This is a genomic window from Streptomyces sp. NPDC051322 (genome assembly GCF_040689485.1).
Lineage (GTDB): Bacteria > Actinomycetota > Actinomycetes > Streptomycetales > Streptomycetaceae > Streptomyces.
In genome coordinates, this window is the sequence record NZ_JBFBAK010000008.1 from 13,025 (window position 1) to 37,525 (window position 24,501).

Here is a 24,501-nt window from a genome sequence, read left to right on the forward strand (position 1 = left end):
CCGTACTGGAGATCCGCATGAACCTGCTGCTTGCCGAGGTGGCTCAGGCCACCCAGCGGCTGGCCGACGCCGGCGTGCCCTCGCCGCGCTTCGACGCGGAGGAGCTCGCCGCTTTCGTGCACGGCGTCAAGCGGGGCGAGCTGCACCACGTCAAGGACGCCGACTTCGACGCCCGTTACTGGGAGGCCATCGCCCGCCGGGAGGCCCGCGAGCCGCTCCAGCACATCACCGGGCGTGCCTTCTTCCGCTACCTGGAGCTCCAGGTCGGCCCCGGCGTCTTCGTGCCCCGCCCGGAGACCGAGTCGGTGGTCGGCTGGGCGATAGACGCGGTGCGTGCGATGGACGTGGTCGAGCCGCTGATCGTCGACCTCTGCACGGGCTCCGGCGCCATCGCGCTGGCCATGGCCCAGGAGGTGCCGCGCTCCCGGGTGCACGCGGTGGAGCTCTCCGACGACGCGCTGCGCTGGACCCGTAAGAACGCCGAGGGATCCAGGGTCACCGTCCACCAGGGCGACGCGCTCAGCGCCCTCCCCGAACTCGACGGCCAGGTGGACCTGGTCATCTCTAACCCGCCGTACATCCCGCTCACCGAGTGGGAGTACGTCGCCCCCGAGGCCCGTGACCACGACCCGGAGATGGCTCTCTTCTCCGGCGAGGACGGCCTCGACACGATCCGCGGCATCGAACGGACCGCGCACCGTCTGCTGGTGCCCGGTGGCGTCGTCGTCATCGAGCACGCGGACACCCAGGGCGGTCAGGTGCCATGGATCTTCACCGAGGAGCGTGGCTGGGCCGACGCGGCCGACCACCCCGATCTCAACAACCGGCCCCGTTTCGCGACCGCCCGCAAGGCGATGCCGTGACGGACGCAGTAGTGGTTCCACAGCAGGATTTTGTTCTCGAGGAGGCTCGCTAAATGGCACGGCGATACGACACCAACGACGCGACCGACCGCACCACCGGTCTGCGTGAAGCCGCCTCCGCTGTCCGCCGCGGCGAGCTTGTCGTGCTCCCGACGGACACTGTGTACGGCATCGGGGCCGACGCCTTCAGCACCGAAGGCGTCGTCGACCTGCTGGACGCCAAGGGGCGCGGCCGCAATATGCCCACCCCTGTCCTCATCGGCTCGCCGAACACCCTGCACGGCCTGGTCACCGACTTCTCCGAGCAGGCCTGGGAGCTCGTCGACGCCTTCTGGCCCGGCGCGCTCACCCTGGTCGCCAAGCACCAGCCGTCCCTGCAGTGGGACCTGGGGGACACCCGGGGCACGGTCGCCGTACGGATGCCGCTGCACCCGGTCGCCATCGAGCTGCTCACCGAGGTCGGACCGATGGCCGTCTCCAGCGCCAACCTGACGGGCCACCCGGCGCCGGAGGACTGCGACGCCGCCCAGGAAATGCTCGGGGACTCCGTCTCGGTGTATCTGGACGGCGGCCCGACCCCGGGCATCGTGCCGTCCTCGATCGTCGACGTCACCGGCACCGTCCCGGTCCTCCTGCGGGCGGGTGCGCTCTCGGCCGAGGAGCTGCGCAAGGTGGTACCCGACCTCGAGGTGGCCAATTGACAGCCCCTGAGGGGCGTGGCACACGTACGACCGCTTCCGGCGGCACGTTCAGGATCCTCCACGTCAGCACCGGCAACGTCTGCCGCTCGCCGATCACCGAGCGGCTGACCCGCCATGCCCTCGACGACCGCCTCGGCACCCGGTTGACCGGCGGCCTGATCGTGGAGAGCGCGGGAACCTGGGGACACGAGGGCGCGCCCATGGAGGCCAACGCGGCGACCGTGCTGGCGGACTACGGGGCGGATGCCGGCGGCTTCCTCGGCCGCGAGCTGCTCGACGACCACGTGATCCGGGCGGACCTGGTGCTGACCGCGACCCGGGACCACCGGGCCCAGGTCATCTCGATGGGGCACTCCGCGGGCCTGCGGACGTTCACGCTCAAGGAGTTCACCCGGCTGGTGCGCGCCATAGACCCCGCGACCCTGCCGGACCCGCTGGACGACGGCGTCGTGGAGCGGGCCCGGGCACTGGTGCGGGCTGCCGCGGCGCTGCGGGGGTGGTTGCTGGCGCCCACCGTCGAGGCGGACGAGGTGAACGATCCGTACGGGGCGCCGATCACCTTCTTCCGCTCGATCGGCGACGAGATCAATCAGGCGCTGGATCCGGTGGTGACGGCGCTCACGGGGGTGGCGGCAGGGAGGTGACTCGGGCTAGGGCTGATATGTGCCCGGCGGTGATGACCGAAGGGCCCGAAGGGGGCCAGTGGACAGCAGGCGGATTCCGCCCCCCGGTCATACATTGGTTCCGACGCCGAGGAGCCCATGATGCCGGTCACCACCACCTCACCCCACCCGCCCGGCCTCGATGACCTGCGCAGGCAGGATCCGGAGATGGCCGATGTCATCCTCGGTGAGGGGGAGCGGCAGGCGACCTCGCTGCAGCTGATCGCCGCCGAGAACTTCACCTCGCCGGCCGTGCTCGCGGCGCTCGGGTCGCCGCTGGCCAACAAGTACGCCGAGGGCTATCCGGGCGCCCGCTACCACGGCGGTTGCGAGCTGGTGGATGTCGCCGAGCGGATCGCCTGTGAGCGGGCCACAGGGCTCTTCGGAGCCGAGCACGCGAATGTGCAGGCCCACTCGGGATCTTCGGCCGTCCTGGCGGCGTACGCGGCCCTTCTGCGGCCGGGCGACGTGGTACTGGCGATGGATCTCGCGCACGGCGGGCATCTCACCCACGGTTCGCCGGCCAACTTCTCGGGGCGGTGGTTCGACTTCGTGGGGTACGGGGTGGACGCCGAGAGCGGGCTCATCGACTACGACCAGGTGCGGGCCCTCGCCCGCAAACACCGGCCCCGGGCGATCGTCTGCGGGTCGATCTCCTATCCGCGCCATCCGGACTACGCGCGGTTCCGGGCCATCGCCGACGAGACCGGCGCCTATCTGATCGCGGACGCCGCCCACCCCATGGGCCTGATCGCGGGAGGCGCCGCCCCCAGCCCGGTGCCGTACGCCGACGTCGTCTGCGCCACCACACACAAGGTGCTGCGCGGGCCGCGCGGCGGGCTGATCCTCTGCGGGGCGGAGCTCGCCGACCGTATCGACCGGGCAGTGTTCCCCTTCACCCAGGGCGGCGCCCAGATGCACACGGTCGCGGCGAAGGCCGTCGCCTTCGGTGAGGCGGCACGGCCGGACTTCGCGGCGTACGCCCATCAGGTGGTCGACAACGCCCGGGCGCTCGCCGGGGCGCTGGCCGATGAGGGGTTCGTCATCACCACCGGCGGCACCGACACCCATCTGATCGCCGCGGACCCGGCCGCGCTGGGCATCGACGGCCCGGCGGCCCGGGCCCGGCTGGCCGCCGCCGGAATCGTGCTGGACACCTGCCCGCTTCCGTACGGTGACGAGCGCGGCCTGCGGCTCGGTACGGCCGCTGTGACCACCCAGGGCATGGCAACGGCGCAGATGACCGAGATCGCCTCGCTGTGTACGGCGGCGCTGCGCGAGAAGCCGGGAACCCGTGAAGAAGTGCGGAATCTCGCCAGGAGATTCCCGCCGAATTCGGGTTAGACGGCTACCTGTGCAACCGTCCTGCCTACCCCTGTGTCCTTCACCGTATGCACTGCGACTCGGCTCCCCGTCTGCCGGACCGTCTAAGGTGTGGGGCTGAGATGGTCGGCTATATCTGTGGGGCAGCCCGTGCGTGAATACTTGCTGACGCTCTGCGTCACGGCCGCGGTGACGTATCTACTGACCGGGCCGGTGCGCAAGTTCGCCATCGTGGTCGGGGCGATGCCGGAGATCCGGGCACGCGACGTGCACCGGGAACCGACACCGCGGCTCGGTGGTATCGCCATGTTCGGCGGTCTGTGCGCGGGTCTGCTGGTCGCTGATCACCTGACGAACGTCGGCAGTGTCTTCACGATGTCCAACGAACCGCGCGCGCTGCTCTCCGGCGCCGGCCTGATCTGGGTCATCGGCGTGCTGGACGACAAGTTCGAGATCGACGCCCTGATCAAACTCGGCGGCCAGATGATCGCCGCGGGCGTGATGGTGATGCAGGGCCTGACGATTCTGTGGCTGCCCATCCCCGGCATCGGCACCGTCTCCCTGACCCCCTGGCAGGGCACGCTGCTGACCGTCGCCCTCGTGGTGATCACCATCAACGCGGTCAACTTCGTGGACGGTCTCGACGGTCTCGCGGCCGGCATGGTCTGCATCGCGGCCGCCGCGTTCTTCATGTACGCGTACCGGATCTGGTACGGCTACGGCATCGAGGCCGCCGCCCCGGCGACCCTGTTCGCGGCCGTGCTGATGGGCATGTGCCTGGGTTTCCTGCCGCACAACATGCATCCGGCCCGGATCTTCATGGGGGACTCCGGCTCGATGATGATCGGCCTGGTGCTCGCCGCCGGTGCGATCTCGGTGACCGGGCAGGTCGATCCCGACGCGATGAAGCTGAACTTCGGCGGTGTGCGTGATGCCACGCATGCGATGCTCCCCGTCTTCATCCCCCTGCTGATGCCGCTGACGATCATCGCGATCCCGTTCGCCGACCTGGTGCTCGCGATCGTCCGGCGCACCTGGCAGGGGCAGTCACCCTTCGCCGCCGACCGGGGGCACCTGCACCACCGGCTCCTGGAGATCGGCCACTCGCACAGCAGGGCGGTGCTGATCATGTACTTCTGGTCGGCCCTCTTCGCCTTCGGCACCCTCGCGTACTCGGTGCGTTCGGCGTCCACCTGGATCGTGCTGGCGGTCGTCGGGCTGAGTGCGGTGGGTCTGGCGCTGTTGCTGCTGCCGCGCTTCACCCCGCGTACTCCGCGCTGGGCGGAGGCTTTCGTACCGCCTCGCTACCGGCGGCTGCGGCACCGCGCTGCTGACGGGAACGAACCGGAAAAGCACACGGGTCGGCATAGCGATACCGAATCCGGCAATTCGGATAATTCCGACGAAGGCCATTCAAGTCGCGCAACTTCGTCATCTGTTACTTCTGCCACATCTGCCGACGAGGCAGGTAAAGCTCCCATTCCGGCTGGCGTCAACGGAGCGACCGCAATTGGCCGCCGTTCACATGCCCCGGAGCGACGCAAGGCCGGAACCACCCGGTGAGCATTTCGCTCAACGGCCGCCAATAGCAGGCAAACCGGCCCGGTTTCGTGCACAGACGCGCGCATTAACTCTCATGTGTGACGGGCGGCACACTTCCATGGTAAAGACCTCATCAAATAGTTTGTGATAGCGTTCACTACCACCGGTTGAAGCACCGAAAGACCTTGGTAGGACGGTCTTTCGGACCGAGGTGCAGATGTCTCCCGGCGCATCTCCCGGCGCTACTCTCTTGATCGACGTAAGACCATCGACGAGTCACCGTCAGTCACTACATGCATATCCACCCCCCAACTCCTGCTGGAGCTGTTCGCATGCCGTCCAACGACGCCCGGATTCTCCGGGGCTCGACGATCATCGCCGCCCCCATCGGCATCGTGGCCACCGTTGTCAGCGCACTCGTCGCCGGCGAGAAGGGCCTGATCGGCGGGCTGGTTGCGCTGGCCGTCGTCGGTGTCTTCTTCGTGGCCGGGTTCGCCGCCCTGATGCGTCTCACCCGGGACAAGCCCCAGGTGGCGATGACGGCCGGACTGCTGGTCTACGCCGTGCAGATCCTGCTCATCGGTGTCTTCGTCATCGTCTTCGGTCACACGACCCTGTTCAACGGCCGGGCCTTCGCCCTTACTTTGCTGGTCACCGCGCTCGCCTGGGTGGGAGGTCAGATTCGCCACAGCCTCACGAGCCGCATGCTCTATGTGGACCCTGAGCCCTCCGTCCCCGCCGAGGGAGCAGCGGGCCTGGCGAAGTCGGAGTCCTGATCATGTGGTGCCAGGGGGGACGGTGTAGGGGGCGCCTAAAGGGGGTTCGTCCCGATCTGCTATCGTCCGGAATCGCTTCCGGTGGGGGCCCCTCCCGCCCGACGGGTGGAGGAGGGCGCAGCCCTCACGACCGGCGGCGTACTCGGCCCGGCAGCTGTGCACACGGCGCGGAAACCGGGATGCCCGGTCCTCGGCGGATGCTTCCAGTGGACCGCGGCGGCACCGCCACACCACCACGTCCCCAGTGCCGACAAGCGGCCCCACCAGCCGCGCTGACACACAAGGTTGCCGTTACTTATGCGTCACGACGAAGGAGTCACGGGTGAGTGCCCAAACGCTGCTCGCTGAAAGCGGGTGCCACATCAATGCGGACTGTGGCTTCCCGGCGCCGGGCCTCCACTCGTTCGACTTCAAGCCGATCTTCAGTATCGGCAGCTTCGACTTCACCAAGCCGATGCTCCTCGCGATCATCTGCATGTTGCTCGTGGTCGGCTTCTTCTGGGCCGCGTTCAACAAGCCGAAGCTGGTCCCCGGGAAGCTTCAGCTCGTCGGCGAGATCGGCTACACCTTCGTGGCCCGCAGCATCGCGCGGGAAGTGATCGGCAAGAAGGGCGACAAGTACGTCCCCTTCCTCACGTCGATCTTCTTCTTCGTGTGGATCATGAACCTGATGTCCATCATCCCGGTGGCACAGTTCCCCTCCACGGCGCGGTTCGCCTACCCGGTGGTCCTGGCCCTCCTGGTGTGGGTCACCTACATGTTCCTGACGTTCAAGAAGCACGGCTTCGCCGGCGGCGTCAAGAACCTGGTGTGGCTCGACGGGATTCCCAAGCCCGTGGCGCCGCTCGTCGTGCTCCTGGAGTTCCTGCAGAACGTCATTCTGCGGCCGTTCACTCTCGCGGTCCGGCTGTGGGCCAACATGTTCGCGGGACACATGCTGATCGTCATGTTCAGCGTGGCCAGCTGGTACCTGCTGACCCCCTCGCTCATGTCCCTCGTCGCCGGCAGCTCGTTCGTGCTGGCGCTCCTCATGACTGCCCTGGAAGTACTGATCCAGTTCCTCCAGGCCTACATCTTCACGCTGCTTGCCTCCATCTACATCGGCGGAGCACTCGAAGAGGGTCACTGACCCGCCTGCCCGTCCCACTGCCCTTCCGCTGGGAATCCCCCCAACGGACCGCATCACATAGGAAGACCGGAAAATGTCTGCCGACCTTGTTAACCTCGCCGCTTCCACCGTCCCCGGCCGCATGGGCGCCATCGCCTATGGTCTCGCCGCGATCGGCCCCGGCATCGGCATCGGCGTCGTCTTCGGCCACTCCATCGAGGCCATGGCCCGCCAGCCCGAGGCCATGCCGATCATCCGCACCAACATGTTCCTGGGCTTCGCCCTCTGTGAGGTGCTGGCGCTGCTCGGTCTGGTCGTTCCCTTTGTCTTCAGCAAGTGATCTGAAGCCGACCGGTAGCCACATTCGACGAAAGGTTCAGACATGATGCTCTTCCTGGCGGAGGGGGGCTCCGAGAACCCGCTCATCCCCGAGACGGCGGAACTGATTGTCGGCCTGCTCTGCTTCTTCATCGTCTTCGGCTTCCTCGGAAAGAAGCTTCTGCCGAACATCCAGAAGACTCTGAACGAGCGGCAGGACGCGATCGAGGGCGGTCTGGAGCGGGCGGCCGAGGCTCAGGCCGAGGCGACCCAGACGCTCGAGCAGTACAAGGCCCAGCTCGCCGAGGCCAGGCACGAGGCCGCGCGCCTCCGCCAGGACGCGACCGAGCAGGGTGCCGCGATCATCGAGGAGATGCGCGCGGAAGGTCAGCGGCAGCGCGAGGAGATCGTCGCCGCCGGTCACGCCCAGATCGAGACGGACCGCAAGGCCACGGCCGCCGCGCTCCGTCAGGACGTGGGCAAGCTCGCCACCGAGCTGGCCGGAAAGCTCGTCGGCGAGTCCCTCGAGGACCACGCCCGGCAGAGCCGTACGGTCGACCGCTTCCTCGACGACCTCGAGGACAGCGCTTCGAAGGCCGAGGCCACGCGATGAACGGAGCGAGCCGCGAGGCGCTGGCCGCCGCACGCGGGCGTCTTGAGGCGCTGACCGACTCTCCGTCGGTCGACGCCACGCAGCTCGCGGACCAGCTGGCCGAGGTCACCGCGCTGCTCGACCGCGAGGTGACCCTGCGCCGGGTCCTCACCGAGCCGGCGCGCGAGGGCGAGGCCAAGGCCGAGCTGGTGGGACGGCTGCTGGCCGGACAGGTTGACGGCCCCGCCGTCGATCTGGTCGCCGGCATGGTCCGCTCCCGCTGGTCGAATTCGCGCGACCTGGTCGACTCGGTGGAGGAGCTCGCAGCCACCGCCGATCTGACCGCGGTACAGCAGGCCGGTGCACTCGACGACGTCGAGGACGAGCTCTTCCGGTTCGGCCGGATCGTCGAGTCCAGCACCGCGCTGCGCTCCGCGCTCACCGACCGTGCGGCCACCGTCACCGCCAAGCGGGAGCTGCTGCGCAGCCTGCTCGGCGGCCGGGCCAACGCGGTCACCGAGCGTCTGGTCGTGCGTCTTGTGACACACCCCAGGGGACGTAGCCTGGAAGCGGGTCTGCAGACCCTGTCCAGGCTCGCTGCCGCGCGCCGGGACCGTGTCGTCGCCGTAGTGACATCGGCGGTGCCGCTCACCGACGGGCAGAAGCAGCGCCTCGGCGCCGCGCTGGCCAAGCTGTACGGCCGCCAGATGCACCTGAACCTGGACGTGGACCCCGAGGTCCTCGGCGGGATCTCGGTGCGGGTCGGCGAAGAGGTCATCAACGGCACGATCGCCGAGCGTCTCGACGAGGCGTCCCGGCGACTGGCCGGCTGACGGCCGCACGCGGCACAAGCCGTACGCAGAACAAAGCAGAGAAGAACAGCGGCCCGGTTGGGCCGTGCAGAAATTGCAGAAGATTGCTGGGGGCCCGCGGCACAGCCGCTCAGGGAAACAGCCCCAGACCCCCAAAGACTTCGGGCCCAACAAGGAGAGCAGGGAACCCAGATGGCGGAGCTCACGATCCGGCCGGAGGAGATCCGGGACGCGCTGGAGAACTTTGTCCAGTCGTACAAGCCGGACGCGGCCTCGCGCGAGGAGGTCGGTACGGTCAGCGTGGCCGGCGACGGTATCGCCAAGATCGAGGGTCTTCCCTCGGCCATGGCGAACGAGCTGCTGAAGTTCGAGGACGGCACGCTCGGTCTTGCGCTGAACCTGGAAGAGCGCGAGATCGGTGCTGTTGTGCTCGGTGAGTTCAGCGGTATCGAGGAGGGCCAGCCGGTGCAGCGCACCGGTGAGGTGCTCTCGGTCGGTGTCGGCGAGGGCTACCTCGGCCGCGTTGTCGACCCGCTCGGCAACCCGATCGACGGCCTCGGCGAGATCGCAACGGACGGCCGCCGTGCGCTGGAGCTGCAGGCTCCGGGCGTCATGGTGCGTAAGTCGGTGCACGAGCCGATGCAGACCGGCTACAAGGCCGTCGACTCGATGGTGCCGATCGGCCGTGGCCAGCGTCAGCTGATCATCGGCGACCGCCAGACCGGCAAGACCGCCCTGGCCGTCGACACGATCATCAACCAGCGCGACAACTGGCGCTCGGGCGACGAGAAGAAGCAGGTCCGCTGCATCTACGTCGCCATCGGCCAGAAGGGCTCGACCATCGCGTCCGTACGCGGTGCGCTGGAAGAGGCGGGCGCCCTGGAGTACACGACGATCGTCGCCGCTCCGGCCTCCGACCCGGCCGGCTTCAAGTACCTGGCGCCGTACACCGGCTCGGCCATCGGTCAGCACTGGATGTACGCCGGCAAGCACGTCCTGATCATCTTCGACGACCTCTCGAAGCAGGCCGACGCCTACCGTGCCGTTTCCCTGCTGCTGCGCCGCCCGCCGGGCCGTGAGGCCTACCCGGGCGACGTCTTCTACCTGCACTCCCGTCTGCTGGAGCGCTGCGCGAAGCTCTCCGACGAGATGGGTGCCGGTTCGATGACCGGTCTGCCGATCGTCGAGACCAAGGCGAACGACGTGTCGGCGTTCATCCCGACCAACGTCATCTCCATCACCGACGGTCAGTGCTTCCTGGAGTCCGACCTGTTCAACGCCGGCCAGCGGCCCGCGCTGAACGTCGGTATCTCGGTCTCCCGTGTCGGTGGCTCCGCCCAGCACAAGGCCATGCGCCAGGTGTCCGGCCGGCTCCGCGTGGACCTCGCCCAGTACCGCGAGCTGGAGGCGTTCGCCGCCTTCGGTTCCGACCTGGACGCGGCCTCCAAGGCCTCGCTGGAGCGCGGTAAGCGCATGGTCGAGCTGCTGAAGCAGGGCCAGTACCAGCCGATGCCGGTCGAGGAGCAGGTCGTCTCCGTCTGGTCCGGCACCACCGGCAAGATGGACGACGTACCGGTCGAGGACATCCGCCGCTTCGAGGAAGAGCTGCTGGACCACCTGCGCCGCGAGCGCAAGGAGCTCCTCACCTCCATCCGCGAGGGCGCCAAGATGTCGGACGACACCGTGACCGCGATCGGTGACGCCGTCGCCGAGTTCAAGCGGCAGTTCGAGACCTCGGACGGCAAGCTCCTCGGCGAGGACGCGCCGGCCGTCAGCGTCTCCAAGTGACGACGGAAGGGACCTGACTCATGGGAGCCCAGCTCCGGGTCTACAAGCGTCGCATCCGATCCGTCACCGCGACCAAGAAGATCACCAAGGCGATGGAGATGATCGCCGCCTCGCGCATCGTCAAGGCGCAGCGCAAGGTGACGGCATCGATGCCGTACGCGACCGAGCTCACCCGTGCGGTGACCGCGGTGGCGACCGGCTCCAACGCCAAGCACGCGCTCACCACGGAGGCCGAGAACCCGGCCAGGGCCGCTGTTCTGCTCATCACGAGCGACCGCGGTCTGGCCGGCGGGTACTCCTCCAACGCCATCAAGGCGGCGGAGCGGCTCACCGAGCGGCTCCGCGGTGAGGGCAAGGAAGTCGACACCTACGTCGTCGGCCGCAAGGGCATCGCCTACTACGGCTTCCGCGAGCGCAAGGTCGTGGAGTCGTGGGGCGGTTTCACCGACAACCCGACGTACGCGGACGCCAAGAACGTCTCGGCGCCGCTGATCGAGGCGGTCCAGCTGGACACGGCCGAGGGCGGTCTGGACGAGCTCCACATCGTGTTCACCGAGTTCCAGTCGATGCTGACGCAGACGCCGGTCGAGAACCGACTGCTGCCGCTCAGCCTCGAGGAGTCCGCCGAGCCGTCGGAAGCGAAGGCCGAAGTGCTTCCGCTGTTCGAGTTCGAACCGTCGGCGGAGGGCGTTCTGGACGCACTGCTGCCGCGTTACGTCGAGAGTCGTGTCTACAACGCACTGCTGCAGTCGGCTGCTTCCGAGCACGCCGCCCGCCGCCGTGCGATGAAGTCGGCCACCGACAACGCCGGGGACCTCGTCAAGAGCCTCTCCCGGCTTGCCAATGCGGCCCGCCAGGCCGAAATCACCCAGGAAATCAGCGAGATCGTCGGTGGCTCAAGCGCCCTGGCCGACGCGACCGCGGGGAGTGACAAGTAATGACGACCACTGTTGAGACGGCCGCCGCCACGGGCCGCGTTGCCCGGGTCATCGGCCCGGTCGTCGACGTGGAGTTCCCCGTCGACGCGATGCCGGAGATCTACAACGCCCTGAAGGTCGAGGTCGCTGACCCGGCCGAGGACGGCAAGCTCAAGACGCTGACCCTCGAAGTCGCCCAGCACCTGGGTGACGGCGTGATCCGCGCGATCTCGATGCAGCCCACCGACGGCCTGGTCCGCCAGGCCCCGGTGACCGACACCGGAGCCGGCATCACGGTGCCGGTCGGCGACATCACCAAGGGCAAGGTGTTCAACACCCTCGGCGAGATCCTGAACCAGCCCGAGGCCGAGTCGCAGATCACCGAGCGCTGGCCGATCCACCGCAAGGCACCGGCCTTCGACCAGCTCGAGTCGAAGACCAAGATGTTCGAGACCGGCATCAAGGTCATCGACCTGCTCACCCCGTACGTCACCGGTGGAAAGATCGGTCTGTTCGGTGGTGCCGGCGTCGGCAAGACCGTGCTGATCCAGGAAATGATCTACCGCGTCGCCAACAACCACGACGGTGTGTCGGTGTTCGCGGGCGTCGGTGAGCGTACCCGTGAGGGCAACGACCTCATCGAGGAGATGGCCGAGTCCGGCGTCATCGACAAGACGGCGCTTGTCTTCGGTCAGATGGACGAGCCCCCGGGCACCCGTCTGCGCGTCGCCCTGGCCGGTCTGACCATGGCGGAGTACTTCCGCGATGTGCAGAAGCAGGACGTGCTCTTCTTCATCGACAACATCTTCCGTTACACCCAGGCCGGTTCCGAGGTGTCCACCCTGCTCGGCCGTATGCCGTCCGCGGTGGGTTACCAGCCGAACCTGGCTGACGAGATGGGTCTGCTGCAGGAGCGCATCACCTCGACCCGCGGTCACTCGATCACCTCGATGCAGGCGATCTACGTCCCCGCGGACGACCTGACCGACCCGGCGCCGGCGACCACCTTCGCCCACCTGGACGCGACGACCGTGCTGTCCCGTCCGATCTCGGAGAAGGGCATCTACCCGGCGGTCGACCCGCTGGACTCGACGTCCCGCATCCTGGACCCGCGCTACATCGCGAAGGACCACTACGACGCCGCGCTGCGCGTCAAGGGTGTTCTTCAGAAGTACAAGGACCTCCAGGACATCATCGCGATCCTCGGTATCGACGAGCTGGGCGAGGAGGACAAGCTCACCGTCCACCGTGCCCGTCGTGTCGAGCGCTTCCTGTCGCAGAACACCCACGTCGCCAAGCAGTTCACCGGCGTGGACGGTTCGGACGTACCGCTCGACGAGTCGATCACCGCGTTCAACGCGATCTGCGACGGCGACTACGACCACTTCCCCGAGCAGGCGTTCTTCATGTGCGGTGGCATCGAGGACCTCAAGGCCAACGCCAAGGAGCTCGGCGTCTCCTGACCCCGAGCAGCCTGTGTGAGTCATCAGACTCCCGGAGAGGGGCGGGTGTGTCCCGCCCCTCTCCGTACGCCCATTAGACTTTGAACCGACACCCGGCAGCAGTGCCGGGTGGTGACCCGAGGAGCCACCCTTGGCTGCTGAGCTGCACGTCGAGCTGGTCGCGGCGGACCGTAGTGTCTGGTCCGGCGAGGCGACCCTGGTTGTCGCGCGCACCACGTCCGGCGACATCGGCGTCATGGCCGGTCACCAGCCGCTGCTGGGTGTGCTGGAGTCGGGCCCGGTGACCATCCGGACGAGCGAGGGCGGGACCGTCGTTGCCGCGGTGCACGGCGGCTTCATCTCCTTCGCCGACAACAAGCTTTCGCTGCTCGCCGAGATTGCCGAGCTGGCGGACGAGATCGATGTCCAGCGCGCCGAGCGTGCGCTGGACCGTGCGAAATCGGACACGGACGCTGCCGCGGGGCGGCGTGCCGATGTGCGGCTTCGCGCAGTGGCGGGGCACTGACGCCTCCCACTGACAGGATGTGACCTCAGCCGCGGCCCGTCCGGAGCAATCCGGACCGGTCGCGGCTGAGGCGATGCAGAGCCAGTTCCGTCAACGGCATGAGGCGAGGAGGTCGGTGTAGATGATCCTCGCTCTGCTTGTGTGCGGTCTGGTCGTCGTACTGGTAGCGGTGGGGCTCTTCGTCTTCGGTCTGCGCCGGCGACTGATCCAGCGTTCCGGCGGCACTTTCGACTGCAGCGTGCGCTGGGACCTTCCGGAGAAACCGGACACCTCCGGCAAGGGCTGGGTCTACGGCGTCGCCCGCTACAGCGGGGACCGCGTCATGTGGTTCCGGGTCTTCTCCTACGCGCCGCGTCCGCGCCGCGTGCTGGAGCGCCAGGCGATCGAGGTCGTCTCCCGGCGCACACCGGAGGGCGAGGAGGAGCTGGCGCTGCTCTCCGACGCGATCGTGCTGGGCTGCTCGCACAAGGACGTCCGCCTCGAACTCGCGATGAGCGAGGACGCGCTGACCGGCTTCCTCGCCTGGCTCGAAGCAGCGCCCCCGGGCCAGAGGGTGAACGTCGCGTAGAGTCCGGCCGTGTTCAGCCCCTCCGGCGCTCGAGGAGCGGGGCCCGGGGCCGAGCCCCGGAAGGGCACCGCGCAGCGGCGGGCCCTACCGTTCGCCGCCGGGCACCCACAGCACGTCCCCCACTTCACGGTTCGCGCTGCGCGCCAGAATGAACAGCAGGTCGGAAAGCCGGTTCAGATACGTCGCGGTGAGCGCGTTCATGACCTCGCCGTGCACCTCGAGCGCTGCCCACGTCGACCGCTCGGCCCGCCGTACCACCGTGCACGCCTGGTGCAGCAGGGCGGCTCCGGGGGCCCCGCCGGGGAGGATGAAACTCCGCAGCTTCTCCAGGTCCTCGAGGAAGCGGTCGCAGTCCGCCTCGAGTTTGTCGATGTAGCCCTGCTCCACGCGCAGCGGCGGGTACTCCGGGTTCTCCACCACGGGGGTGCACAGGTCGGCACCGACGTCGAACAGGTCGTTCTGGATGCGGACCAGGACCTTCACCACCGGTTCGGGCAGCTGCCCGAGCGCGATCGCGGTGCCGATCGCCGCGTTGGCCTCGTTGGCGTCGGCATATGCGGAGATCCGCAGATCGGTCTTGGCGGTCCGGCTCATGTCGCCGAGCGCGGTGGTGCCCTTGTCGCCGGTACGGGTGTAGATGCGTGTCAGGTTGACCATGGGGTGAGCCTAAGGGCTGACCGGTCAGGCGCCTGCACGTCGGAAGACACGTGTGCCCACTGTCACGGACAGCAGCCCGAACGCGGCCGCCACCAGCACCCCGTACAGCATCGCGGTGCTCGCGTAGTCGCCCACGTAACCCGCCCGTACGGCGTCCACCAGATAGCGGAACGGGGTGAAATGCGAGAGCACGTTCAGCCATCCGGGCGCCAGCGCCATCGGCAGCATCAGCCCGGAGAGCAGCATCGAAGGCATGGTCACCGCGTTGATGACCGGGCCGAACTCGTGCGGCTTGGCGACCTTCATGGCCAGTGCGTACGAGAGTGAGGAGAGAGCGGCCGCCAGTACGCCTACGAAGGCGAAGCCGATCAGGACACCGCCGAGCGGCGCCCGCAGCCCCAGGATTAGAGCGGTCAGCACGAGCAGAACCGACTGGAAGACGAAGAGCGCGGCGTCCCGCAGCACCCGGCCGAGAAGCAGGGCGAGCCGGCTGACCGGGGTCGCCCGCATCCGCTCCACCACCCCCATCTGCTGCTCGATGATGATGGCGAAACCACTGAACGAGGCGCCGAACAACGCGAGCTGGAGCAGCAGTCCCGGAACGAGGATCTGCCAGGAGTCACCCTGCACGCCGAGCGGCAGGCCGGTGAGCAGCGGGCCGAAGAAGAGCAGGTAGAGCAGCGGCATCAGCACGCCGAAGAGGATCTGGAACTTGGAGCGCAGGGTCTGGCGGGCATAACGGCCGAAGACCAGCGCGGTGTCGGAGAGAAGGGCGTTGAAGGCGGACATCGAAGGCTCCTAGACGGCGATCGGGGTGGTGTCCACCGGCGTCGTGGTGCGGCCGGTGATGGCGAGGAACGCGTCCTGCAGGGGCGCGTCGATCGAGCCGGTGTGCTGGAGCTTGAGGGCGCTGGGTGTGCCGTCGGCCACCACCACTCCCTTGTCCACGACGACCAGCCGATCGGCGAGTGCGTCAGCCTCATCGAGGTAATGCGTGGTCAGGAAGACGGTGGTGCCGTACTCGTCGCGGAGCCCGCGTACCAGCTCCCAGAGATCGGCCCGGCTTCCCGGGTCGAGGCCGGTGGTCGGTTCGTCGAGGAACAGCACATCGGGACGGTGGGTGAGTCCCATCGCGACGTCCAGGCGCCGCCGCTGGCCGCCGGAGAGGGCGACGCATTTGCGGTCCAGCAGGCCGACCAGGCCCAGCTGCTGCGCCAACTCGTCGGCGCGCGCAGCGGCCTGCGCCTTTGTCAGGCGGTAGAGGCGGCCCTGGGTGACCAGCTCCTCGCGTACGGACATCTGGAGGTCGACGCCGCCCGACTGGGCGACGTAACCGATCCTGCGGCGCACGCCCGCCGGGTCGCGCACCAGGTCACAGCCCGCCACTGTGGCCTCGCCCGCAGTGGGCGGGAGGAGGGTGGTGAGCATCCGCAGGGTGGTGGTCTTGCCCGCACCGTTGGGGCCGAGGAAACCCAGGATCTCGCCCCTCCGCACGGTCAGATCGATGCCGCGCACCGCTTCCACCGGCCCTGCCTTCGCGGTGAAGGTCCGGGAGAGCCCGGCCGTGGTGATGATTGCCGCGTCTCGGTGTGTGACGTCTCGGGTTGCCATGACTCCAGAAAAACAGAGTCACTTAAATTTTGCAATCGACTTAAATTTTCACCCCCCTCCAAGGAACCGGCCTAGGATGGCGGCATGGCTGAGGGGCTCAGGGAGCGGAAGAAACGTCAGACCAGGCAGCGCATCTCCGACCTGGCCACCGGCCTGTTCCTGGACCGCGGCTTCGACGCGGTGACGGTCGCCGAGGTCGCCGAGGTCGCCGAGGTGTCGGTCAACACCGTGTACAACTACTTCCCCACCAAGGAAGACCTGTTCCTGGACCGCGGCAAAGGCGTGGTCGACCGGCTGTCGCGCTATGTACGCGCGCGGGACAAGGGGGAGTCGGCGGCCCGTGCGGTGCTGCGCGAGCTGCGCGACCAGGTCGAGGCCGTCTCGCCCACCGTCGGGCTGCTGGACGGCTACGACCGCTTCCTGAACGTCATCCACGGCGCGCACACGCTGCGCTCCCGCCTCTGGCACCTCCAGCAGGAGGCGCTCAGCAAGGTCGAGGAGACGCTGCGCGACGAGACCGGAGCGGCGGAGAGCGACACGCTGCCCACCCTGGTCGCCGGCCAGCTCTCCTGGATCCTGTCGACGCTGATGGCGTGGATCGGTGACGAGATGGTCGCGGGGGGCTCGAAGGAGGAGGTGTCCCGGAGAGCGCTGGATCTCCTCGACGACATCGAAGAGGTACTGGGCGGAAAAGTGCTCAACTACGCGGTGAAGGCCTGAGGATGACTCACCGGAGTGTGATGTCCGCCATGTGGGACGTGACGCGTATCTCTTAGCCGCCACAAGGGGCCCCGCGGCCGATAGCCTCCGCCCAGAGCCGTACTCAGGACGTTGTCGAAGGGGTGTCAATTGGCCAGGAAGCTCGCCGTCATCGGAGCCGGACTCATGGGTTCCGGAATCGCGCAGGTCTCGGCCCAGGCGGGCTGGGACGTCGTACTGCGGGATGTGACCGACGCGGCCGTGAGCCGGGGGACCGACGCGATCAAGGCCTCGTACGCCCGGTTCGTCGCCAAGGGCAAGCTGGCCGAGGCCGACGCGGACGCCGCACTGGCGCGGATCACCGCGACCACCGATCTGGACGCGGTGACCGACGCGGACATCGTGGTCGAAGCGGTTTTCGAGAAGCTCGAGGTCAAGCACGAGATCTTCCGTACGCTCGACAAGCTGGTACGGGAGGACACGGTTCTCGCCTCCAACACCTCTGCCATCCCGATCACCAAGATCGCGGCCGTGACGGAACACCCGGAGCGCGTCGTCGGTGCGCACTTCTTCTCGCCGGTGCCGATGATGCAACTCTGCGAGCTGGTCCGCGGCTACAAGACCAGCGACGAAACCCTGGCCACCACACGGGAGTTCGCCGAGTCGGTCGGCAAGACCTGCATCGTGGTCAACCGCGATGTGGCCGGCTTCGTCACCACCCGTCTCATCTCGGCGCTGGTGGTCGAGGCGGCCAAGCTGTACGAGTCTGGCGTGGCCACCGCCGAGGACATCGACATCGCCTGCAAGCTCGGCTTCGGCCATGCGATGGGACCGCTGGCGACCGCGGATCTGACGGGCGTCGACATCCTGCTGCACGCCACGAGCAATATCTACACGGAATCCCAGGACGAGAAGTTCGCACCCCCCGAGTTGATGCGCCGAATGGTCGACGCGGGTGACATTGGCCGTAAGAGCGGGCAGGGGTTCTACAAGCACTGAACCGAACAGGCTGCCCTGCGGTCACCCGGTGGTGTGAATTCGGTATCGGTTCGCTTACAGATGGCAACTTCTTTGCCTGCCGGGCAGTCAGTTGAGTGACATACGTGAAAGACGTGACAGAGGCCGAGCACTCTCGGGGAGCGCATATGCACATCAGGGGCGACCACGTCGAGCTGGTCGTCGGGGGCCGCCTCGACGTCCGCAGCGCGGCGGACGCCCGTACGGTCCTGCACTCGGCCGTCGACGACGGCGTCGGCGACCTGGTGCTCGACCTGACCGAGCTGGATTCGTGGGATGCCACGGGTCTCGGTGTGATCATGGGAGTGCACCGGCGGGCCGGCCGGTGCGGACGGCGTCTGGTGCTCCGGGGCGTGCCCCCGCAGATGCAGCGATTGCTCGTCGCCACCCGGCTGCACCGCATTCTGGCCATCGAGGGCGGAATTGCCGCGGAATCGCTGCCGCGAGTGTGACGAAATCGGGAGGATAGCGCGAACGGAACTCACCGTGCAATCCTCCCGAAGTGGTGACGTCCCGGGCACCCGGCTACCCCGTCTGGTCATCGATACCGACCAGGGTTTAAGGTTCGGTCGCCTGCTGCCTTGATTGACGAACCCATACGGTAGGCACCGGACCAGAAGCGACAGCGTGGTGTGCGAGGCCGGGAAGGCAAACCGCGCGCAATGCCATCTGGGGGACTTTCATCATGGACCCGATAAGCCGGGGACCGGAAGATTACGGCCATGCGGATGATCATTACGGTGAACGCGACGAAGGCCGGGGATCGGCACGGCCCCCGCGCGATCCGCTGACGCCCGACCTCGGGCAGCCGACAGCGCCGCGCGCCCGCACGGTGCGACTTGTCGCCGGTGACTTCGCGATCACCGTGAACCCGGTCGACGGCAGTGAGATAGAACACTGCCCGCCGGGTGAGCACCCCGCCGAGCCGCAGCGGCACAGCGCCGACGCCCGCGCGGACCTGCTGCGCGCCTCACGCCCGCCGGTGCCGCCGGGCCCCGCCGGTCCCGAGCTTCCCCTGCTGGAGCGGGACGAAGAGCGCGAGCGACTGGTACGTCTGCTGGCGCGCGGGCGATCCGTCCGGCTCACCGGGGCGCCGGGATCCGGGCGCACCGCGCTGCTCGACGCGGTGGCCCGTGACTGCGCGGACCTGGCACCCGACGGCGTCATCCGCCTGTCGGGCTACCACCGCACCGCCGCCGACCTGCTGCACAGCCTCTTCGCAGCGGTCTACGCGGCGCCGCTGCACCGGCCCGACAGGGAAGAGCTGCTCGGCCTCGTGCACCGGATCGGTGCAGTGGTGGTGCTGGACGACCTGGAGTTCGGCGGCGTAGCACTCGAGGAGCTGCTCGAAGCCACCCCCGAGTGCGCTTTCCTGATCGCGGTCGCCCCCGACGTCCCCGCGCCGCTCGCCGAGTCCCACCTCGACGAGGTCTTCCTGGCCGGCCTCGGCCGCAGCGCGTCGCTGGAACTCCTGGAGCGCGCCGCGGAACGGCCGCTCACGGAAGAGGAGGCGCACTGGGCCGGCGATCTGTGGTTCGAGTCGGAGGGGCTGCCGCTCCGCTTCGTCCAGGCGGCGGCGCTGCTGCGCGGACGTGATCTGCTGCGCGGCGACACAGACGTCCTCGGCGAGTCCGGTTACTTCGCGAAGCAGCCCGGCGACACCGCGTTCCCTGACTTCTCCGTGGAGACCCGTCCCGGCGAAGCCCTGTCGTCGGGAGCAGGACCGGCCGACGGAGCCCCGTCCGGTGAGGGGCCGTCCGCGGACCTGCCGGAGACGCCGCTGCCGACGCTCGGTGAGGGCGCAGCCCCTGCCGCCCTGCTCGCCGCCGGGCTGAGCGCATCGGCCCGGGCCACCCTGGCCTTCGCCGTCGCGCTCGGCGGAGAGGTGCCGCACCAGGCCCATCTTCCGGCCCTGGTGGGAGACACCCACGCGGACGCGGCATTGGGGGAGCTCGCCCAGTGCGGCCTGCTCTCACCGGCCGGTGCGCACTACCGGCTCGCCGCCGGTGTCGTACAGCAACTGCTCGCCGGTGGTTACGGCGAGGAGGCGATGACGCACGCGCAGACCGTCGCCCAGCACTACGCCTGGTGGGCCGGACATCCCTCGGTGGCAGCCGAACGGGCATCGGCGGAGGCCGACGCGGTACTCGCCGCGATGAGCGCGCTCATACCCGGCTCGGAGCCCGGCCACCCCAGCACAGCGGTCCTGCTGGCCCGCAGCGCGGCTCCGGCGTTCGCCGCGGGGCTGCAGTGGGGAGCATGGGAACGGGCTCTGCGGACCGGCCAGGAGGCGGCCAGGCTTTCCGGCGAAGTCGCCGAAGAGGCGTATTTCCACCACGAGCTGGGTGTTCTCGCGCTCTGCACCGGAAACACGGACCGGGCGCGTGCCGAACTCGAGGCGTCCATCGCGCTACGCGGGGCGCTGGCCGACAAGCACGGCACGGTCGCCGGGCGCAGGGCGCTCGCACTGATCGCGGACCGCTCGGGCAGCGCCTCCCTCGGCGGGATGGTGCCCGCCGTGGCCGGGGACCCCCCGGCCACCGGGCCTGACGACTCCACGCCGCCGAGCGGCGGCGCACTCGCGGCCGGTGCGGTCGTCTCGCTGCGGCCAACGCCGCACCGGGAGAACACCACGCTGGTCACCCAGCGCGTTCCGGCCGTCGGCTCCACCCTGCCGAACAAGCGCCGTACGGCGAGGTTCGGGGCCCGGCGCGATCTGGTCGCGGCCGGGGCGGGCGCCCTGCTCGCCGCGGTGCTCGGCACGGTCGTCACGCTCGGTGTCACGAGCAACAACGACCCGGGCGGAAACGGCAAGCAGGGCCAGTCCGTCAGCGAGGAGACCGGCGACGGCGGCCTCGACCCGCAAGAGCCGAGCGACACCTCATCGGGCGGTTCGGACCGTACGCCGGGCAACGGCGCCGCCGATCCTTCGAGCCCGGGCACCCCCGGGGCGAGCGACGGCGCGCAGCCGGGACAGAGCGGTGCAACCCCTTCGGCCAGCGCATCCAACTCGCCCGGTAGCGGCACGTCGTCGTCTCCCGGTGGGCATCAGTCCAGTCCGGGCAAGCCGTCGACGGGCCATACGCCGTCGTCCACGCCGTCGTCGCCCTCACCGTCCGACCCGTCGGATTCAGCTTCGCCTCCTCCGCCGCCGTCGAGCACTCCCACGGAGACCCCGTCGTCGTCCGCGACAGACTCGGGCTCCGGGGGGTCGCCGCCGGGTTCGCCGACCGCCTCCGACACGGCCGGCACACCGACGACCGGGCCCGCGAGCGAGCCCGCGAGCGAGTCCGCCACTGACCCGGCCGGCGAGCCCGCGAGCGAATCTGCCGGCGAGTCGGCCACCGACTCGCCGACGCAGAGCAGCAGCACGCCCGGTAGCGCCGATACACCGGACCCTGCTTCCCCCTCAGCACCCTGACCGCAGCCGACAGGCAGCGGCACCGCAGGGCAGCGAACACACCGCGGGCCCCGGCAGACCGAAGTCTGCCGGGGCCCGCCGTCGTGCACCCGCGCCGCGAACGCTCAGCGCTCAGAACAGCCGCAGCTTGTCGTCCTCGATACCGCGCATCGCGTCGTAGTCCAGCACCACGCAGTCGATCCCGCGGTCGGTCGCCAGCACCCGCGCCTGCGGTTTGATCTCCTGCGCCGCGAAGACGCCCTTGACCGGGGCGAGGTGGGGATCCCGGTTGAGCAGCTCCAGGTAGCGGGTGAGCTGTTCCACACCGTCGATGTCGCCACGCCTCTTCAGCTCCACGGCGACCGTACCGCTCGCCGCGTCGCGGCAGAGGATGTCCACCGGGCCGATCGCTGTCATGTATTCACGCCGAATAAGTGTGTAGCCGTCACCGAGGATTTCGATGCGGTCGGCGAGGAGTTCCTGCAGATGCGCCTCCACACCGTCCTTGATGAGGCCGGGATCCACGCCGAGCTCGTGCGCGGAGTCGTGCAGAACCTCCTCCATCGTGATGATGAGCTTCTCGCCCGCCTTGTTCACGACCGTCCACACGCCGGCGTCCTCGCCGTCGCCCTCCTTCAGAGTGCAGGGCGGCGACATCCAGTTGAGCGGCTTGTAGGCCCGGTCGTCCGCATGGATCGAGACGCTTCCGTCCGCCTTGACCAGGATCAGACGTGGCGCGGATGGCAGATGGGCGGTGAGGCGGCCCGCGTAGTCGACGGAGCAGCGGGCGATGACGAGACGCATGGTCGGCAACGCTACTCGACATCCCCTCGCGGACGCGATTCGCCCTCGAACGCACCTCGCGACCCGCCTCGAACGGCGCTCGGATCACCGATCGTTATTGGCCGGTTGTGTGCCCATTCTTCTGGTGCGGGCGGGGCAGCGCGCATACCGTGGAAGCAGGAGGTCGTCAGCCGCGTACTCTGCGTCGCCGTCCCCCTTCCCTGCCCGTAAGACCCCGCCCCGCGGGGTCGCGAGAGGAGAACTCATGTCGCTCGACGTCTCACCGGCCCTACTCGAACAGGCCGAGCGAGGCGAGGTTGACGAAGCGGACTTCGTCGACTGCGTCCGGACCTCCCTGCCCTATGCATGGGAGATGATCAGCTCTCTGGTGGCCCAGCTGAAGGTGGACGGCGGCGAGTTCGCCGACAACCAGACGCCTCCCCCCAATGAGCAGGCGCGCGGCCAGCTGCTGCGCGCACTTGCGAGTGACGCGATACGAGGAGCGCTGCAGCGGCATTTCGGGGTGCGTCTGGCATTCCAGAACTGCCACCGTGTGGCGGTCTTCCCGCTGGATTCCTCGGTGGATGAGCGGCTCGGCCGCTTCACCTCGATCAGGGGCCAGCTGTTGAATCAGTCTCCGGAGCTTCGGGACTGCTGACGCCCGCGCTGCCGCTCCGCACCGCGGGAGGTGTCATGGCTGCCGGAGCGGCAGTGCCCCGCTCATCTCACGAACCGCGCCAACGAGTTGAGCTGCCGAGTCGTGCCACCGAAACGGCCACCGCATCGGGCCGGCTACGACAGTTGCGGCAGTACCTCGGTCCCCAGCCGCCGTACGTTCTCCTCGGTGGCCGCCACATCGCCGGACCCTTCGACGAGCAGGGCGAACCGGGTGATGCCGGTGCGTTCCGCCGTCGCGGCGAGGCGGTCGGCGGCCAGGCGTGGCGGACCGACCGGGTGGATCGCACAGAGCGTCTCGGTGTACGCCACCGGGTCCCGCATGGTGCGGTGCTGCCCGTCGACGGTGACATGGGCGTCAAGTCCCTGTTTGAGCCATCCCGGCATCGCCTTGACCAGCGTCTCGGCCGCTCCGGCCCGGCGATCGGCGATCTGGGCCACGCCGGCTGCCACATGGCCGACCTCGTCGACGACCTCCGGCGGATGGCCGGCGGCGCGCGCGTGAGTCCGCCACAGGGCGGTCATCTCGGCCTTCTCCTCGTCGTCCGAGTGCATCCCGAGCAGCATCGGCAGCCCGCGCTCGGCGGCCAGCCGGACGCTCGCCGGCGAGGTGCACGCCACCACGACCTCCGGGCCCGGGAGTTCACCGCACCGCAACTCGTCGGGCCGCGGCACCACCGGCACTTCACGGAAGCTGAAGCGCTCGCCGGCCGCCGACACCCGCGGTTCGCTCAGCCAGCGCAGCAGCAGATCGAGTGCCTCGGGGAAGCCGCTTTCGTAGGCCGCCAGGCCCGCGCCGAAGACCTCCAGGTCCACCCAGGGGCCCCCGCGCCCCACTCCGAGGCTGAACCGCCCCTCGGAGATGATGTGCAGCAGCGCGGCCTGCTCGCCGAGCGTGACCGGGTGGGCCGTCGGCAGCACGCTCACCGCCGTACCGACGCGGATCCGCCGGGTGCGACCGAGCAGCAGCGCGGCCAGCGTCACCGCGGACGGGCAGACCCCGTACGGCACGAAATGGTGTTCGGCCAGCCAGACCGCATCGAGCCCGGACTCCTCCGCCACCTCCGCGGAACGCACCGCGCGGTGCAGTGCCTCCTCCTGTCCCTGTCCCGGGAACTGGGCTGCCAGTACAAATGCCCCAACGCGCATCGCCTTCTGCCTCCTTACGGCCGACGCGACTCTCCCCTTACCGGCAACAACGCCTGACACGTGCCAAGGGCACGGCGCTGAGCGAAGTTGTTGTGATTTTCCGGTTGGAGATCCACAAGGTTTCCAGCTCCGCGGGAAGCGCGGGACGAATTCCCCATTCGGCCCCCGTAGGCTGGGAGAAGCGAGAAACTGTCCGGTCAGCCCCGTGAGGTGTTACGTGTCCCCGCGCCGCAACCGCCCCCGCGGTGGTGAGAAGCCGAGCGAGCCCGCGAGCGGCGGTGCCGGAGCCGACCGCTTCGGTCTGCAGTCCACCGAGTTCTGGCAGGGCGAGGAATGGCTGGTCCGGATGGTCAACGGAGCGAGCGCGCGCGGCAAGCGCTACCGCTGCCCCGGGTGCGACCAGGAGATCCCGTCCGGGGTCCCGCATGTGGTGGCCTGGCCGGAGTACGGCGGCGTCGACGACCGCAGACACTGGCACAAGGCCTGCTGGAACGCGAAGGACCGCCGCACCTCCAAGGTGCAGCGGTCCCGCAACGCGCCCAGATACTGAGCTCCGACCGGCAAGTGGACGA

The 24,501-nt window shown here is 68.8% G+C and carries 26 protein-coding genes; 21 read left to right on the forward strand and 5 right to left on the reverse strand.

Annotated elements, in window-relative coordinates; translation table 11 throughout:
- Positions 1-17: 17 nt before the first annotated feature.
- The 15 genes from prmC (at position 18) to AB0436_RS19450 (ending at position 13,938) form a co-directional block, all read left to right on the forward strand.
- Positions 18-863 carry a peptide chain release factor N(5)-glutamine methyltransferase gene (prmC, locus tag AB0436_RS19380; RefSeq protein ID WP_366469128.1) on the forward strand — a complete coding sequence of 282 codons (846 nt, stop codon included), beginning with the start codon at positions 18-20 and terminating at the stop codon, positions 861-863.
- A gap of 53 nt (positions 864-916) precedes the next feature.
- On the forward strand, positions 917-1,564 hold the full coding sequence (locus AB0436_RS19385) for an L-threonylcarbamoyladenylate synthase (protein ID WP_366469130.1): 648 nt from the start codon (positions 917-919) through the stop codon (positions 1,562-1,564).
- Positions 1,561-2,208 carry a protein-tyrosine-phosphatase gene (locus tag AB0436_RS19390; protein ID WP_366469131.1) on the forward strand — a complete coding sequence of 216 codons (648 nt, stop codon included), beginning with the start codon at positions 1,561-1,563 and terminating at the stop codon, positions 2,206-2,208. The genes AB0436_RS19385 and AB0436_RS19390 overlap by 4 nt, the downstream gene beginning before the upstream one ends.
- A gap of 120 nt (positions 2,209-2,328) precedes the next feature.
- Positions 2,329-3,570 carry a serine hydroxymethyltransferase gene (gene glyA / locus AB0436_RS19395; protein WP_366469132.1) on the forward strand — a complete coding sequence of 414 codons (1,242 nt, stop codon included), beginning with the start codon at positions 2,329-2,331 and terminating at the stop codon, positions 3,568-3,570.
- A gap of 117 nt (positions 3,571-3,687) precedes the next feature.
- The gene (locus AB0436_RS19400; RefSeq protein ID WP_366469133.1) at positions 3,688-5,112 is read left to right on the forward strand and encodes an MraY family glycosyltransferase; all 1,425 of its coding nucleotides are present in this window, start codon (positions 3,688-3,690) and stop codon (positions 5,110-5,112) included.
- Between the two features lie 311 nt (positions 5,113-5,423).
- Positions 5,424-5,867, forward strand: coding sequence for a hypothetical protein (locus AB0436_RS19405; RefSeq protein ID WP_366469134.1), 444 nt, complete (start codon positions 5,424-5,426; stop codon positions 5,865-5,867).
- A gap of 322 nt (positions 5,868-6,189) precedes the next feature.
- Positions 6,190-6,996, forward strand: a complete 807-nt coding sequence (gene atpB, locus AB0436_RS19410) for a F0F1 ATP synthase subunit A (protein ID WP_366469135.1) — start codon at positions 6,190-6,192, stop codon at positions 6,994-6,996.
- Positions 6,997-7,069: 73 nt separating this feature from the next.
- Positions 7,070-7,315, forward strand: a complete 246-nt coding sequence (atpE, locus tag AB0436_RS19415; protein WP_365849248.1) for an ATP synthase F0 subunit C — start codon at positions 7,070-7,072, stop codon at positions 7,313-7,315.
- A 45-nt stretch (positions 7,316-7,360) separates the two neighbouring features.
- The gene (locus tag AB0436_RS19420) at positions 7,361-7,906 is read left to right on the forward strand and encodes a F0F1 ATP synthase subunit B (protein WP_366469427.1); all 546 of its coding nucleotides are present in this window, start codon (positions 7,361-7,363) and stop codon (positions 7,904-7,906) included.
- Complete coding sequence (locus AB0436_RS19425; protein WP_366469136.1) at positions 7,903-8,718, forward strand: F0F1 ATP synthase subunit delta; 816 nt, start codon at positions 7,903-7,905, stop codon at positions 8,716-8,718. Before AB0436_RS19420 ends, AB0436_RS19425 begins: the two co-directional genes overlap by 4 nt.
- A gap of 171 nt (positions 8,719-8,889) precedes the next feature.
- A complete protein-coding gene (gene atpA / locus AB0436_RS19430) occupies positions 8,890-10,485 on the forward strand; it encodes a F0F1 ATP synthase subunit alpha (protein WP_366469137.1) in 1,596 nt (531 codons plus the stop codon).
- Positions 10,486-10,505: 20 nt separating this feature from the next.
- Positions 10,506-11,423, forward strand: a complete 918-nt coding sequence (locus tag AB0436_RS19435) for a F0F1 ATP synthase subunit gamma (RefSeq protein WP_366469138.1) — start codon at positions 10,506-10,508, stop codon at positions 11,421-11,423.
- Positions 11,423-12,865, forward strand: a complete 1,443-nt coding sequence (gene atpD / locus AB0436_RS19440) for a F0F1 ATP synthase subunit beta (protein ID WP_366469139.1) — start codon at positions 11,423-11,425, stop codon at positions 12,863-12,865. Before AB0436_RS19435 ends, atpD begins: the two co-directional genes overlap by 1 nt.
- A 130-nt stretch (positions 12,866-12,995) precedes the next feature.
- Complete coding sequence (locus AB0436_RS19445; RefSeq protein ID WP_366469140.1) at positions 12,996-13,370, forward strand: F0F1 ATP synthase subunit epsilon; 375 nt, start codon at positions 12,996-12,998, stop codon at positions 13,368-13,370.
- A gap of 121 nt (positions 13,371-13,491) precedes the next feature.
- On the forward strand, positions 13,492-13,938 hold the full coding sequence (locus AB0436_RS19450; RefSeq protein WP_366469141.1) for a DUF2550 domain-containing protein: 447 nt from the start codon (positions 13,492-13,494) through the stop codon (positions 13,936-13,938).
- An 84-nt stretch (positions 13,939-14,022) separates the two neighbouring features.
- On the opposite strand, the gene AB0436_RS19455 is transcribed toward AB0436_RS19450, so the two are convergent.
- Genes AB0436_RS19455 through AB0436_RS19465 form a run of 3 tightly spaced genes read right to left on the reverse strand, consistent with a single transcriptional unit; the run spans position 14,023 to position 16,206 of the window.
- On the reverse strand, positions 14,023-14,595 hold the full coding sequence (locus AB0436_RS19455) for a cob(I)yrinic acid a,c-diamide adenosyltransferase (RefSeq protein WP_366469142.1): 573 nt from the start codon (positions 14,593-14,595) through the stop codon (positions 14,023-14,025).
- A gap of 24 nt (positions 14,596-14,619) precedes the next feature.
- Entirely contained in the window at positions 14,620-15,384 is a 765-nt protein-coding gene (locus tag AB0436_RS19460; protein WP_366469143.1) for an ABC transporter permease, read from the reverse strand.
- A 9-nt stretch (positions 15,385-15,393) separates the two neighbouring features.
- Complete coding sequence (locus AB0436_RS19465; protein WP_366469144.1) at positions 15,394-16,206, reverse strand: ATP-binding cassette domain-containing protein; 813 nt, start codon at positions 16,204-16,206, stop codon at positions 15,394-15,396.
- Between the two features lie 84 nt (positions 16,207-16,290).
- Between AB0436_RS19465 and AB0436_RS19470 the strand changes: the two genes are divergently transcribed.
- The 4 genes from AB0436_RS19470 to AB0436_RS19485 all read left to right on the forward strand — a co-directional run bounded on the left by AB0436_RS19470 (position 16,291) and on the right by AB0436_RS19485 (position 21,343).
- Positions 16,291-16,926: a TetR/AcrR family transcriptional regulator gene (locus tag AB0436_RS19470; protein ID WP_366469145.1), complete on the forward strand. Its 636-nt coding sequence runs from the start codon at positions 16,291-16,293 to the stop codon at positions 16,924-16,926.
- 129 nt (positions 16,927-17,055) lie between these two features.
- Positions 17,056-17,904 (forward strand): 3-hydroxyacyl-CoA dehydrogenase family protein, encoded by an 849-nt coding sequence (locus tag AB0436_RS19475; protein ID WP_366469146.1) that lies wholly within the window; start codon positions 17,056-17,058, stop codon positions 17,902-17,904.
- Between the two features lie 146 nt (positions 17,905-18,050).
- Positions 18,051-18,374, forward strand: coding sequence for an STAS domain-containing protein (locus AB0436_RS19480; protein WP_366469147.1), 324 nt, complete (start codon positions 18,051-18,053; stop codon positions 18,372-18,374).
- 233 nt (positions 18,375-18,607) lie between these two features.
- Complete coding sequence (locus AB0436_RS19485) at positions 18,608-21,343, forward strand: ATP-binding protein (RefSeq protein WP_366469148.1); 2,736 nt, start codon at positions 18,608-18,610, stop codon at positions 21,341-21,343.
- Positions 21,344-21,454: 111 nt separating this feature from the next.
- Here the strand turns inward: AB0436_RS19485 and nucS are convergent, their stop codons facing one another.
- Positions 21,455-22,126, reverse strand: coding sequence for an endonuclease NucS (gene nucS / locus AB0436_RS19490; RefSeq protein ID WP_366469149.1), 672 nt, complete (start codon positions 22,124-22,126; stop codon positions 21,455-21,457).
- Positions 22,127-22,370: 244 nt separating this feature from the next.
- Here nucS and AB0436_RS19495 point away from each other — a divergent pair, with 244 nt between their 5' ends.
- Entirely contained in the window at positions 22,371-22,763 is a 393-nt protein-coding gene (locus AB0436_RS19495; protein WP_365849228.1) for an SCO5389 family protein, read from the forward strand.
- Between the two features lie 134 nt (positions 22,764-22,897).
- On the opposite strand, the gene AB0436_RS19500 is transcribed toward AB0436_RS19495, so the two are convergent.
- Positions 22,898-23,929 (reverse strand): LLM class flavin-dependent oxidoreductase, encoded by a 1,032-nt coding sequence (locus AB0436_RS19500; protein ID WP_366469150.1) that lies wholly within the window; start codon positions 23,927-23,929, stop codon positions 22,898-22,900.
- A gap of 217 nt (positions 23,930-24,146) precedes the next feature.
- On the opposite strand from AB0436_RS19500, the gene AB0436_RS19505 reads away from it, so the two are divergent.
- On the forward strand, positions 24,147-24,479 hold the full coding sequence (locus tag AB0436_RS19505; protein ID WP_366469151.1) for an ATP/GTP-binding protein: 333 nt from the start codon (positions 24,147-24,149) through the stop codon (positions 24,477-24,479).
- The last annotated feature ends 22 nt before the right edge of the window (positions 24,480-24,501 follow it).